The organism is Rickettsiella endosymbiont of Xylota segnis (genome assembly GCF_964019545.1).
Taxonomy (GTDB): Bacteria; Pseudomonadota; Gammaproteobacteria; order Diplorickettsiales; family Diplorickettsiaceae; genus Aquirickettsiella.
Window position 1 is genome coordinate 1,665,356 of sequence record NZ_OZ026451.1, and the last position, 13,482, is coordinate 1,678,837.

The 13,482-nt window shown below is 34.6% G+C and carries 11 protein-coding genes, 1 tRNA gene and 1 pseudogene; 7 read left to right on the top strand and 6 right to left on the bottom strand.

All coding sequences use genetic code 11. The features are described from left to right. Positions 1 to 210 precede the first annotated feature (210 nt). Complete coding sequence (locus AACL18_RS07575; RefSeq protein WP_339050358.1) at positions 211 to 1,224, top strand: hypothetical protein; 1,014 nt, start codon at positions 211 to 213, stop codon at positions 1,222 to 1,224. Positions 1,225 to 1,349: 125 nt separating this feature from the next. Here the strand turns inward: AACL18_RS07575 and cydB are convergent, their stop codons facing one another. Next, on the bottom strand, positions 1,350 to 2,336 hold the full coding sequence (gene cydB / locus AACL18_RS07580; protein ID WP_339050360.1) for a cytochrome d ubiquinol oxidase subunit II: 987 nt from the start codon (positions 2,334 to 2,336) through the stop codon (positions 1,350 to 1,352). Continuing rightward, positions 2,337 to 3,720 (bottom strand): annotated as a pseudogene (locus AACL18_RS07585) (cytochrome ubiquinol oxidase subunit I). 370 nt (positions 3,721 to 4,090) lie between these two features. Here AACL18_RS07585 and thpR point away from each other — a divergent pair. After that, positions 4,091 to 4,684 (top strand): RNA 2',3'-cyclic phosphodiesterase, encoded by a 594-nt coding sequence (thpR, locus tag AACL18_RS07590; RefSeq protein WP_339050362.1) that lies wholly within the window; start codon positions 4,091 to 4,093, stop codon positions 4,682 to 4,684. Positions 4,685 to 4,784: 100 nt separating this feature from the next. Here the strand turns inward: thpR and AACL18_RS07595 are convergent. From AACL18_RS07595 to dapA, 3 genes are all read right to left on the bottom strand, one after another. Continuing rightward, positions 4,785 to 4,876: transfer RNA gene (locus tag AACL18_RS07595), tRNA-Ser, on the bottom strand. A gap of 211 nt (positions 4,877 to 5,087) precedes the next feature. Then, on the bottom strand, positions 5,088 to 5,324 hold the full coding sequence (locus AACL18_RS07600) for a hypothetical protein (protein WP_339050363.1): 237 nt from the start codon (positions 5,322 to 5,324) through the stop codon (positions 5,088 to 5,090). Between the two features lies 1 nt (position 5,325). After that, positions 5,326 to 6,201 carry a 4-hydroxy-tetrahydrodipicolinate synthase gene (dapA, locus tag AACL18_RS07605; protein ID WP_339050364.1) on the bottom strand — a complete coding sequence of 292 codons (876 nt, stop codon included), beginning with the start codon at positions 6,199 to 6,201 and terminating at the stop codon, positions 5,326 to 5,328. Between the two features lie 467 nt (positions 6,202 to 6,668). Here dapA and AACL18_RS07610 point away from each other — a divergent pair, with 467 nt between their 5' ends. The 4 genes from AACL18_RS07610 to AACL18_RS07625 all read left to right on the top strand — a co-directional run bounded on the left by AACL18_RS07610 (position 6,669) and on the right by AACL18_RS07625 (position 10,340). Next, entirely contained in the window at positions 6,669 to 7,691 is a 1,023-nt protein-coding gene (locus AACL18_RS07610) for an aminoglycoside phosphotransferase family protein (protein WP_339050365.1), read from the top strand. Beyond that, positions 7,688 to 8,365, top strand: coding sequence for an N-acetylmuramate alpha-1-phosphate uridylyltransferase MurU (murU, locus tag AACL18_RS07615; protein ID WP_339050367.1), 678 nt, complete (start codon positions 7,688 to 7,690; stop codon positions 8,363 to 8,365). Before AACL18_RS07610 ends, murU begins: the two co-directional genes overlap by 4 nt. 124 nt (positions 8,366 to 8,489) lie before the next feature. Then, positions 8,490 to 9,311: a pyrroline-5-carboxylate reductase gene (gene proC, locus AACL18_RS07620; RefSeq protein ID WP_339050368.1), complete on the top strand. Its 822-nt coding sequence runs from the start codon at positions 8,490 to 8,492 to the stop codon at positions 9,309 to 9,311. 252 nt (positions 9,312 to 9,563) lie between these two features. Next, positions 9,564 to 10,340 carry a protein kinase domain-containing protein gene (locus AACL18_RS07625; RefSeq protein WP_339051648.1) on the top strand — a complete coding sequence of 259 codons (777 nt, stop codon included), beginning with the start codon at positions 9,564 to 9,566 and terminating at the stop codon, positions 10,338 to 10,340. A 51-nt stretch (positions 10,341 to 10,391) separates the two neighbouring features. Here the strand turns inward: AACL18_RS07625 and AACL18_RS07630 are convergent, their stop codons facing one another. After that, the gene (locus AACL18_RS07630; protein WP_339050369.1) at positions 10,392 to 11,966 is read right to left on the bottom strand and encodes a phosphoenolpyruvate carboxykinase; all 1,575 of its coding nucleotides are present in this window, start codon (positions 11,964 to 11,966) and stop codon (positions 10,392 to 10,394) included. A 416-nt stretch (positions 11,967 to 12,382) separates the two neighbouring features. Between AACL18_RS07630 and trpS the strand changes: the two genes are divergently transcribed. Then, positions 12,383 to 13,477, top strand: coding sequence for a tryptophan--tRNA ligase (gene trpS, locus AACL18_RS07635; RefSeq protein WP_339050371.1), 1,095 nt, complete (start codon positions 12,383 to 12,385; stop codon positions 13,475 to 13,477). Positions 13,478 to 13,482: the final 5 nt, after the last annotated feature.

A 13,482-nucleotide genomic window follows, 5' to 3' on the forward strand; every position in this document is an offset into this window, starting at 1 on the left:
ATACTTGTTGGTTGTATTATACTAAATGTGACATCTGACAGTCCAAAGGTCAATTTTCCTTACTTAAAATGCTTAAGTCAATCATCAGCTTTAAGAAATAAAACATCTTTAAGGTCTAAGAATTTTAAAGAGTGACGCTGTACTTTTTTTCTGTATAATTATCAGACAATTTCGCAATCAAGGAGGATCATTGATAAAAGAGAGGTTATAATGCCTAACGATATTGAACAACTTAAACAAGATTTTTTACGTTATATTAATTTTTTACAATTCCTTTCACCAGAAATATTAGTCGATAAAGTATCCTCGATTTCCCAAAATAAACTTTCTAAAATTGAAATCAAGCATAATAATGAGAAAATATTATTTATCGAGACCAAAAACAAAAAATGCCACTTAACCAAAAATGACTTAGGAAAATATGGTCTTAGTGTAGAAGATTTTAGAAAAGGTATCGAAGATATCAAGAGCAAAGATCCAAAAAAAATATTTTCAGCCGCTGTCGAAGAAATTATTATTCTCCATAATAAAAAATTATGCGAAATTTATATCCCCTCTACTATTTTAATTTACACAGAACTTTACGAAAAATTTAAGCTTGCCTATCCAAACACTGATAGATATAGAATTTATCATTTAATAGATGTAACCATAGAGAACTCATTAACTGATAAGTCCAGCTTAACCTATAACTATTTTAAGAGAGCATATCAGGGCTATAAGAATTCTACGGGTTTCGCATCTCTTTTTGGTGGTGAAACCGAAGACCTTAAAATTATTTTTAGTATTACTAAAAAATTAAAATTAAATTTCACTCCTTATCAAAAAAACTATATTGGTTTAATAAATTTAATTGAACAATTCTGTATATGTGACCAAGATAAAGAAGCAGCCGAAACTTTAATTGTTCAATTAAAACATCATACTAATAATTCTTTTTCTATCTTAATTCAAAAATCTTTTCAAAATGAAACTGCTCTTATTAAAGACTTTAAATCTAAAACTCAAGAACTAATAAAAAACTACATTGAAGATCATCCCGGTGAATGTAAAAAACAACGAAGTATCTTAGATCGTATATTATGGTTTATTACAAAAATATTTCCAGAATCAATTTTTCCAAAAGATAAAAGAATGACTTTATTCGGGAAGTATACAAAAATTGGAAGCAAAATTAAAAATCTATCTAATCAAGTAATTGAAAAGACATTAAATCTTGTCTAAAACTAAAACATTAATGCGGAATAAACCAACGTAATAGCTTAGAAACAACGATAATCGTAGTAACTCCAGCTATATATAAGCCGATAAACCATAACCATTGTCGTAAGCGGTTTTTCATATACTCATCAATAATGAATGACTGTTTTTACTTTCCCTCTAAAAACATGGTACGAATAAAGTGTATAAATTAATAATATCGGCAATATAATTGCCGTACCGACTAATATAAATTTTAACGTAGAGGGCGGAGCAGCTGCTTCCCAGACCGGAAGCACATGCGGGATAATATAAGGCCATGCACTAATACAAAATCCGGCATACGATAAAACAAACAAGCCTATCGTTAAAACAAACGGCAGTCTTTCTTTTTTCTTCTGTAGGCAATAAAAATTATAAAATACTATCAATATTGTTAAAATAGGCAAAGAAGACAAATAATAAAAATTTGGGAATGAAAACCAACGGTGCATCACTTGTGGCTCAACAATCGGCGTCCAAATACTCACACTAACTAGAAAAAAAGCAACTAGTAGCAATAAAACTTTAGCTGCTTTAAACATTCTTCCTTGTAAAATGCCATCTGTTTTTATAATGAGCCAGGTTGCTCCTAATAATGCATACCCGCAAATCACGGCAACCCCTGTAAAAAAGGGTGTGAACCAATGATATGCCGAATGTGATAAAGGTAGATGATTACCATATCCTTTTACAAACGTGCCTAAAATGATACCTTGAATAAAAGCAGCTAATATTGAACCAACTGCAAAAGCTATATCCCAAATAAACTGACTTTTATGCGCTTTAAAACGAAATTCAAAAGCCACTCCACGAAAAATTAGTGCGACTAATAAAATCATTATCGGCATATATAAAGTAGGCAATAAAATAGCATATGCCATTGGAAATGCAGCATATAATGCCGCCGCACCAAATACCAACCAAGTTTCATTTCCATCCCAGACAGGCACAACACTGCTCATCATAATATCGCGATATTCACTCTGTTTAATCCACGGAAATAAAATGCCTACACCCAGGTCAAAGCCATCCAGCAAAACATACATCATGATAATTAGAGAGATTATCGTTGCCCACGTAAGAATTAAAAGCATTTATTTACCCTCTGACGCTAAATATTTAAAGGGTGTTTCCGTTATCACTTCTGCAACTGTTTCATCTAATACTGGAGGAGTAGGTCCTTTACGAAATAATTTAAAAAGATAAAATAAATAAAAACTAAATATCATCCCATAAACAGTAATTAATAATGCCAAGGAAATGATAACCTGATGGAGAGGGACGATAGATGCACCCTTGGAGGTGCTGATTAAGCTATATACTATCCATGGTTGTCTTCCAGATTCTGCTGTAATCCAACCGGCAATGGTGCTCAAAAACCCTAAGGGGGCTATCCATATACATAAACGATAAAGTCTATTGGAGTTATACAATTTTCCACGCCATCTCTGCCATAGCGCAAACAGTGCAACAAAAAAGAATAAAAAACCTATTCCTACCATTACTCGGAACATCCAAAACGTAGCACCTACCACTGGTCTATCTACACGTGGGACACTTTTTAGACCTATCAATTTACCATCCCAATGGTGCGTATTAATTAAGCTTGCAAGTTTTGGGATGCATATTTCGTAATAATTTTTTTCTTGTTTACTATTTGGTATCGCAAATAATATTAAGGGAGCGCCCTTTTGAGTTTTCCAATTAGCTTCTATTGCTGCGGTTTTTAGTGGTTGATACTCGAAAACTTTTAAGCCAACCATATCACCTAACAATATTTGAACTGGAGCTATCATCATACCTGCGGCAAACACAAATGAAAAACAAGGTTTAGCAATATCAAGATCTCTTTTCCTTAATAAATACCAAGCTGAAACTCCTGCAATAGCAAAACAAGTGGTTAATAATGACGCCATAACCATGTGCAGAAAACGAGGAATAGCTGAAGGATTAAATACTACCGCCCACCAACTATCTACAACATATTTTCCAGCTTGAATGTGAAAACCAGCAGGCGTTTGCATCCAAGAGTTTGCAGATAGAATGCCTAAAGCAGAAAATAGCGTTCCTAAGGTTACTAGCAAAGTCGCTAAATAATGCAATCTTGGACCCACTTTATCCCAACCAAATAACATTACCCCTAGAAATCCAGCTTCCAGGAAAAATGCAGAAATTACTTCATAGACAAAAAGTGCTCCTATGACTCCTCCAGCAGTACTAATAAAAGGCCCGAAATTAGTCCCTAATTCATAGGCCAAAACAATACCTGACACGACACCCATACCAAAGGTAAGTGCAAAAATCTTGGTCCAAAATTGGCAAATCCTTAAATAAATAGAATTCCCAGTTTTTAACCAAATTCCTTCCATTACCGATAAAAAAACAGCTAGGCCAATATTGAAAGTAGGAAACAAAATATGAAAACCAATCGTAAAATCCGAATTGAATGCGGGAAAGAAGTGTAGTATCGATAATCATAGCGCACTTAATTAACGGAAAAATTGCTAGGTAGTATACTCCACTTTCTGAAAAACGAATCCTGTTGATTAATTAATGTATTAAATATTTATACGTTGAAATATTCTAAGGGGAATAATATTCAACCAACGAGTAATAAAAAGGAAAATAAAAATCAGTTTAAGTTTATGTTTACATATTAAATCGTCAATCACTGATAAAAGACAAACTATAAACAAGATTATAATGAATGGTTGTGAAAATATTTGCGGTCACAGCTCGAAAACTTCTTGGAAAAATTTAATAAATGCTCTAGCATAGAAGCTTGCCTATTTTTCCATTAAAATAAGCGCTGTCCTGAATCTCATAGTCTTTAATAAGGAAGTTGCAATTGAGTACTCACGATCCTTTACGTCTATTTTTTGCTGTTGAACTTAATTCAGAACTACGTCAAGCCTTATCTCAACTTATTGATGAACTGAAGCAAGAACCTTGGGGGCACCGCGTTAGATGGGTACACCCAGAAAATTTACACGTAACCTTACGTTTTTTAGGCACTACTAATCCTGAAAAAATTTCAGAATTAGCTAAACATGCCCACAATGCTATCAATAAGATTCGACCTTTTCCCCTTCAATTACATAATATTCGTTTTTTTCCATCTCCAACGGCGCCACGCGCCATAGCTGCGGATATTATTCCTACTTCGGAACTATTTGAGCTTGCTAATGCACTAGAAGAGGTTGCTTCAAACTTGGGTTTCACTCCCGAAACCAAACCTTATTTACCTCATTTAACTTTAGGTCGGATTATTCATCATCATGCCCCCAATCTACGCGAAGAGTTAAATTTAAATACTAGTCCTATGATAGTCAAAGAAATTGTCCTATTTAATAGTAAAAAAACTGAATACAGCCAAAGTTATACACCGCTTGAGTATATTTCATTACAAAAATCTGAAATATATAGTAAAACAGAAGCTTAAAATTTAAAGGGGGTATTAAGTGATTTAAAACTAGGAATAAAATGAGAAAGAATTTTGCTTTTTATCGCAAAGATTAATTACCTTCCTTCTGAAAAAATAATGGCGGAGAGGGTGGGATTCGAACCCACGTGGGACTTTAAATCCCCATCCGATTTCGAGTCGGCGCCATTATGGCCGCTTTGGTACCTCTCCAATAAGTTTTCATTATACTCTTCGCACTTGAATTTTTGTTATGTTGCCGCTCAATTCACAATACTCATGAATAATATATACACTCCAATTGCTTCATTTTCACTACGCTTTGCCAAAAAGCCAATTGAATATAAATAATTTTTTCAGATCCATTTAACGTAATTAAGCTCAGGAAAACTTACTGAATTATATAAAAATCATAGAGTTTGAATTAATTAGTTGGCGGGAGTAAGTCAGGTAATTGCTTAGGTCTACAACCAACATCCGGGGGAATAATATATCTCTCTTCCCTAGAAATCTGTAAACCTGCTGGTACTTTCAACAAAGTTAACTCTTGACTATTTAAATATTGTGAACGTTGTGTTTTTATATACTTATTAACTGAAGAACAAGCTGCTAAGTTTACAGTAAAAATAATTAATATTAAACAAAATGGCATCGTTTTCATTTTAAGATAGTGCCTCTAATAAATCGATAACATGCTTTAAATTAGCTTGGCATCCTGCTGACAATGTTGTCAAAGGTAGACGCAAAGCCGATGATGAAATTAAGCCCCTTTCAGCCGCTAACCATTTAACAGGGATAGGGTTAGTTTCAATAAATAAGCCTTGATACAATGGACGAAGCTGCTGATCCATTTTATCGGCTGCTTCCCAATCTTCCTTCTTGGACAATTCATAAAGATTATGCATATATTGCGGCACAAGATTTGCTGCTACAGAAATGACCCCTTTACCGCCTAAACGCATAATTTCTAAAGCAGTATTATCATCACCACTATAAACATCTATGTTTTTACCACATAATTCTAAAATATTTTTTACTCGCTCAGGTTGACCTTCTTTTATACCCACAATATTCGCAATACCCGCCAATTTAGCCACAGTCTCAGGTAGTAAATCACATCCTGTACGTTTAGGTATATTGTATAAAATTTGAGGAATAGGGACTTTATCTGCTATCAATCGATAATGTTGGTAAAGCCCTTCTTGTGTAGGAAGATTGTAATAGGGAGTGACTAATAGACATGCATCTACGCCTATTTCCATAGCTACTTTTGTTTGCTCAATGGTCTTATGAGTAGACTGTGTTCCTGTGCTGGCTATAACAGGTATACGGCGATGAGTTTGTTCGACGACAGTTTTTATGACATTATTTTTCTCTTCGATATTAAGCGTAGACGCTTCTCCGGTGGTTCCTATAACGACGATAGCGTCCGTACGTTGCGCAATATGCCAATCAACTAGCTTGCGTAAACAAACATAATCAACATCTCCATTTTCTCGCATAGGTGTTATCAGTGCGACTATACTGCCATGAAACATATTTTCATTCCTCTTATTATCAAGATTACATATTCTTCGCACTTGAATTTTTGCCTGTGCTGCCACTCAATTCACAATCCACATCATAGAATCCCGATTGTTGCATGGGCACAGCACTTGCAAAAATTCTCATTGCTGTGAATATAGCCTGCTCGTACTTGAAAAAGATGGCTTTTTGGATTGTCGGTGAGCAGTATATATAAAACAAAACGAAATTTAAAACCCTTCCTCAAAGAGCAGAAGTATAGAGGATATAAGCCGTCTATACTACTGGTAGAAATGGTAGATAACCAAGTTAGTTCCAGTGTAAGATAGCCTTGAAATTTAGCTAGCTTATCATCTAAATATAGAAGAACTTCTTTTAATAAGGATTTTGAAATTAAGTTGAGTAAAAATCTATGAAAAGATTGCAATAAAAAATTTAGGATTAGTTAAAAATTTAGAATGTAAAAGATAGGATTTAAATTATGTCTATTTTTGAGCATACATCACAATTAATGCCACTAAGAAATTGGCTAAAAGAGTCTTGTTTACTACCAAACTCAAGTTTTGAGCTCGAACCGTTAATTAATGATGGTAGCTTTAGGAAATACTTTCGATTGCGATTAGGTAACTTAAGCCATATTGTCATGGTTGCTCCCCCGGATAAAGAAAATATAATTGCTTTTATTGCAATTGCGAAAGATTTTGCACGTCAAGGCATTTACACACCTGAAATACTTGCTTATAGCCTTGAACAAGGATTTATGTTGTTAAGTGACCTAGGGAATGACTTATATCTTAATATTTTAAACCAAAATACTGTCGATGATTTATATGATCGAGCGCTTTCAGTTATTTATCAAATTCAGGTTTGCAATCCTAAATTTCCTGACAATAAGCCCTTAGATTTGTTTAATGAAGAATTTATACGCCTTGAATTAGGAATATTTATTGATTGGTTTCTGAATAAACATCTAGAACTGACAATAACCGATGAGATTGACAAGGTACTTGAAAATACTTTTAAAGTACTTATTAACTCTGCTCTTGAACAACCACAGGTCTGCGTTCATCGCGATTACCATTCACGGAATCTACTTTTATTAGAAAATAAAAATGTAGGAGTTTTGGATTTTCAAGATGCTGTTTATGGACCTATTACTTACGATGCCGCTTCATTATTGCGCGATGCCTATATTGATTGGCCTAAAGAGCAAGTCCATAAATGGGTACTGAAATTTTATGATATGATCCACATAAGTCATCAATACACTGAAGAAAAATTTGTTCGCTGGTTTGATCTAATAAGCCTACAACGTCATCTAAAGATACTTGGTATTTTTGCACGACTTAATTATCGTGATGATAAACCACATTATCTCCCGATGATTGCGCGGGTATTAAATTATATCAGCAAAACTTGTGAGGATTACGGTGAACTTTCTCATTTTAAAGAAATGTTACAAACAAAAATTCAACCGAAACTTTATGAGAAAGAAAAAAAATGAAAGCGATGATACTTGCTGCTGGCCGTGGTCTACGTTTACGTCCTTTAACAGATAAAACACCTAAACCTTTAATATTAGTTGCTAATCAACCATTAATTGTACATCAAGTGTTAAAATTAGCAAAAATCGGCATTAAAGAAATAATTATTAATGTCTCTTATCAAGCTAAACAAATTATAGATGCGCTAGGGGATGGTCGAGCTTACGGGGTTAAAATTGATTATTCTTTTGAACCTTCTGCTCTTGAAACAGGAGGAGGAATTCTCCAAGCACTACCCATTTTAGGATCTGATCCATTTATTGTCATAAGCGCTGACATCTGGACAGATTTTTCGTTGGAAGGTTTATTATCTTACTCATTAAATTCGATGGCATTAGCTCATCTTATCTTAGTAGACAATCCGAGCTTTCATCCTCAAGGTGATTTTAATCTCACCAAAACTGGTTTATTAAACTTAGACGACACCTCGAATAAATTTACTTTTGCGAGTCTTGGAATTTACCATCCTGATTTATTTCAAGGTAAATCGGGTGCATTCCCGCTATCATCACTACTTTACGAATATATTGCTGAAAAGAAAATAACTGGCGAGTATTATAATGGCATATGGTTTAACATTGGAACGCCCACTGAGTTGGAACGACTCGACGAATATCTGAAACAGAAAAAGTAAACAGCAATAAACTCATTGCAATTGAATTTTTGCCAAGCCGCCGCGATAATGGAGTAATCGGGTGTATTAAGCGGGGATGCGAGTCGAGCGGCAACACAGAGAAAATTTAAAGTGCAGAGAGTATATGCAAAATTCAATTATCAGTTTTATCGGTGCCGGCAATATGGCAAGTAGCCTTATCAAAGGGTTATTAAAAGAAAAATATCTTTCAAAAAATATTTGGGCGGCAAATAATAATATAGAGCAATTGAATAAGTTAAAAAATCTAAATATTAATTTGACCACCGACAATCGTTATGCTGTACAAATGGCAAATATTGTTGTTTTAGCTGTAAAACCACAAATATTAAAAACTGTCGTTATTGAAATCGCAGATCTAATTCAAGAAAAAAAATCTCTGACCATTTCACTTGCAGTGGGGATAAACCTAGAAAACATAGCGCTTTATCTTTCAAACCAGTCCTTAGCCATTATACGTTGCATGCCTAATACGCCTGCATTAATAGGTTATGGAGCGACTGGTTTATTTGCAAATCAGAATTGCTCAAGCTCTCAAAAAAACGCAGCTGAAAGCATCTTTCGTAGTGTCGGAACCATTGTGTGGTTACCTAAAGAAGAACAAATCGATGTGGTAGCCGCTTTATCAGGAAGCGGTCCAGCATACTTCTTCTTTTTTATGGAAGCTTTAGAAAAAGCAGCTGTTGAATTAGGTTTATCTAAAGAAAATGCTAATTCGCTCACCTTACAAACTGCTTTAGGATCCGCTCGGATGGCCTTCGATGGTAAAAAATCATTAGCTGAGTTAAGACAACAGGTAACTTCACCAGGTGGGACAACTGAACGGGCTTTAAAAAGTTTAAACAATAATCATTTTGCCGATATTATAAAAAAAGCGCTTAAAGAAGCGAAAAATCGTGCAGAAGAGATTGCTAAGAATCTTAAGTAAAAAAACCCTAATTTATATTCAATAATTTTAGTATTATAAATCTAACGATAAATTTTTGATGAAACATGAAGCTATCCCCCCAAATCTGTGACCAACTTTTCCCTGAACAACCAGTTGAGAAAATAAGCCATTTAGCTAGTGGAAGAATGGGTAGCGTTTACAAAATTACTCTCAATAATGGAGAAGTTCTTTGCGTTAAAATTTTAACCTTGTAACCACCCCACTAGACTACAAGATTTCAACGGTTGGAAACTGGCGTACGGGCATTTAGATTTTAATTTTAAAACTGCTGAGGATAATGAGTTTTTTTATTTCACGACTCCTTATTTTGAAGGTCAGCTATTTCATTATGCAACCGAGTATAATCTGAAATTAAGATTTGAAATTATTCAGAGTTTAATTAAAGCTATCACTGATATTCACAAAAAAGGGCTTATTCATCGAGATTTAACATGTAATAATATCATTCTTGACAAAGAGGAAAAAAATAAAGTATACATCGTTGATTTTGGTAGAAGTGTAAATGCTTTTAATTTGTATACTTCCAGCTCAGATACAGATTATATCAATAATTTACAATTACCTGGGCAAAGCACCACAACATCTAACATAAGAAGAATTTTTCAACCTTATACTGCACCAGAACTTTTTTGGAAACATTATAATAATAATTCTGCAATTGGATTTCGAGTCGATTATTATTCCATTGCTCAGCTATTCAGATTTTTAATTCCAGAATATTCTTACCTTGCAGATGAAATTATTCATACAGAAGGGATAGATTGTAATGCAGCTTTTGCAGAATTTTCGGATCAAATAGATGATACTCTTACAAAAAATGAAAATAATCAAAAATTTAATGAGTCTAATAACTCTTATTGCAAAGAGCTTAGAGCTGAATATAAAAGAATAATTTTTTTTGTTAGAGAGATTCTTCATCGATTATTCAGTCTAACTTTTCAATCTCCTGACTCAAGCCCTAAAAAAAATAGCTGCAATAAACATAAAACGTCAGTTTTTTTAAATTAGACAAACCAAACCCGCTAGATATTAACTTTGAAAGTTCTTTACCCAGAAACACTATGCTGAATAGATAACCGGTCCCGCATTTCGAATAGCTAGGCTTACATCGAATTGCTTAAAGTTATTAATGAATTTATCGATTAACTCGTGCGCCTTAAGATCATAATCCTTTGGATTCTTCCAAGTCTTTTTTGGATTTAATAAATCACTCTCTATACCTGATAAATGCTTAGGAATAGAAAAATTAAAGCCTGGCAACAATTCTGACTCAGCTTTACTTACTTCATCAGTCAAAATACCTTTAACAACGGCGCGTGTTACAGGAATAGAAAAACGTTGCCCTCCATCTCCGTAGGCGCCGCCCGTCCAACCCGTATTAACAAGGTACACTTTGGCATGACTCGTTTTTAAACGCTTAATTAATAGTTCGGCATAGATCTTTGCTGGCCGCGGGAAAAAAGGTGCACCAAAACAAGTACTAAATGTGGTCTTAATGGGCTCAGTTTGACCTACCTCAGTACTACCCACCAATGCAGTATATCCACTTAAAAAATAATATGCCGCTTGTTCATGATTTAAACACGCAACCGGTGGTAATACGCCAAATAAATCACAACACAAGAAAATAACTGCATCCGGCAAGCGATCAACGCGATTTGCTCGAAAACGAGATTCAATAAAATCTAGTGGATAGGCGACACGAGTATTTTGGGTTAGCGTTGCATCTTTGTAATCCGGTTCTAAAGTTTCTGGATTTAATACTACATTTTCCATTACTGCGCCATGGCGTATAGCATTCCATATTAAAGGTTCACGTTCTTTAGAGAGATCAATGCATTTAGCATAACAACCACCTTCAAAATTAAAAACACCGGTTTCACTCCAGCCATGTTCATCATCTCCTATCAAAAACCGATCTGGATCGGCAGATAAGGTGGTTTTACCTGTCCCAGATAATCCAAAAAACAAAGCAACATCACCCTCTTTCCCTACATTAGCTGAACAATGCATAGGTAAAACATCTACTGCGGGCAGCAAATAATTCATTACTGAAAACATTGCTTTTTTGATTTCACCCGCATACTGATGTCCACATAACAAAACTTTACGATCGGTAAGATGGATAACTAAAGTTGCATCGCTATTAACTCCATCCCGCTGCGGATCTGTTTTCAACCCTGGAAGACTTAATATCGTCCATTCTGCTTTACCGACTTTTCCATAAAAATAACTTTGACGAATAAAAAGTTGTCGCGCAAATAAATTATGCCAAGCATATTCAGTAATTACTTTGACGGGTAAATAATAGGTTGGGTCAGCTCCAACTTGAAGATTAGAAATAAATAGATCTACTTCTTTGGCATATTGTTCAGCACGTTGCCATAACATTTGAAAGCGATCTTCTGATAATGCTTGATTAACTGAATCCCAATCAATGTCTTTTTCACTATTAGGCTCAGCGACAATAAATTTATCTTTAGGTGAGCGGCCCGTTCGTTTGCCTGTAGTCACTGAAAAAGCGCCATTAGCTGCGATCAGACCTTCTTTACGTTCTATAGCGTGGTTAATTAATTCTTCACTAGATAAATCAATAAAGATCTTAGACGAATTTTTGGATTGAACGGCCGGCATAGCCAATTCTCCTTAACTTAATACCAGTCGGCATGTTAACACAGTTAAAATTGCAATAACATTCCAAAAAAACCTTTTATATTAAGCCCTCATTCCTATAGACAAAACTATTTCGTGATTCAGATGACTCAGTCTGAGCGAAAAAAGAATTTTTTTCAGGAGGAATGAAGGGAGGCAAATTAACTTCAAATATTAAATAATTATTAATATTATAAGTCTCGATAACTATTTAGCATAAACTCGTTCAGTTTATTTTTAAACTAAGGCATAAATTCTTTAATATATTTTTGATTAAAATCAAAATAATTATCCCAAAATCCTCTAACATAAGTAAATAGAACTCTTAAATGGTAAAATAACTTGAATTAATTGTATTTGGTTAGCACAATAACATTAAGTTAAAATTAAACATTATTATGACTCCAGCAAAACCACGTTTACTTACCGGCGATACACCTACAGGGAAGCTCCATCTTGGTCATTGGCTAGGCTCCCTAGCTTTGCGAGTGACCTTACAAAAAAGCTATGATTGTTACTTTATTATCGCGAATATTCATGCATTTACTACGCGTGCGGACTTTCCTGAAGAAATTCGGCAGAATACTTTAGAGATTGCGTTAGATTATCTCGCTGCCGGCATCGACCCTAAACAAAGTCATATTTTTGTTCAATCGGAAATTCCTGCCATCGCTGAACTTACCTGTTTTTTTAGTATGCTGATTTCTTTTCCTAGAGTCATGCGTAACCCAACTATTAAAGATGAAATTCGCCAAAAAAATCTTGGCGATAATTATCCTTTTGGTTTTTTATTGTACCCAGTCGGTCAGGTGGCAGATATACTTAGTTTTCGCCCTGAAATTGTACCTGTTGGGGAAGATCAAATTGCTCACTTAGAGTTAGCACGCGAATGCGCACGTCGCTTTAACCAAATTTATTGCGGAGTTGATCCACAAACAAAAGATGAAGATTATGTTTCCAGCGGAGGATTATTTCCTATTGTCCAACCGAAACTTAGCCCAGTGCGTCGTTTAATTGGAACTGGACCACCCAATGCTGATGGGATATTACCCAAAATGAGTAAATCTTTAAATAATGCTATTTACCTAAGCGATGATCCGGACATGATCAAGAAAAAAGTAATGGGCATGTATACCGATCCACACCGATTAAGGGCGACAGACCCGGGGACTATAGAAAATAATCCTTTATGGATATTTCATGACATATTTAATCCGGATAAAGAATGGGTTATTGAAGCGAAAGATAAATACCGTAAAGGGCAAATTAAAGATGTTGAATGTAAACAGCAGTTAATCGATATATTGGTTGGAATAACGCAACCGATGCGTGAACGTCGAAAAATCTATGAAAAAGACTTAGGCGAGGTTTTACAGATTTTAAAGCAAGGAACGGAGCATGCCAATAAAATTGCTGAAGATACTTTGGATAAAGCTAAAACATTTATGAAACAAGATTACTTTAAACGTATTCTTAAATTTAAGAAAGAATAGTATAG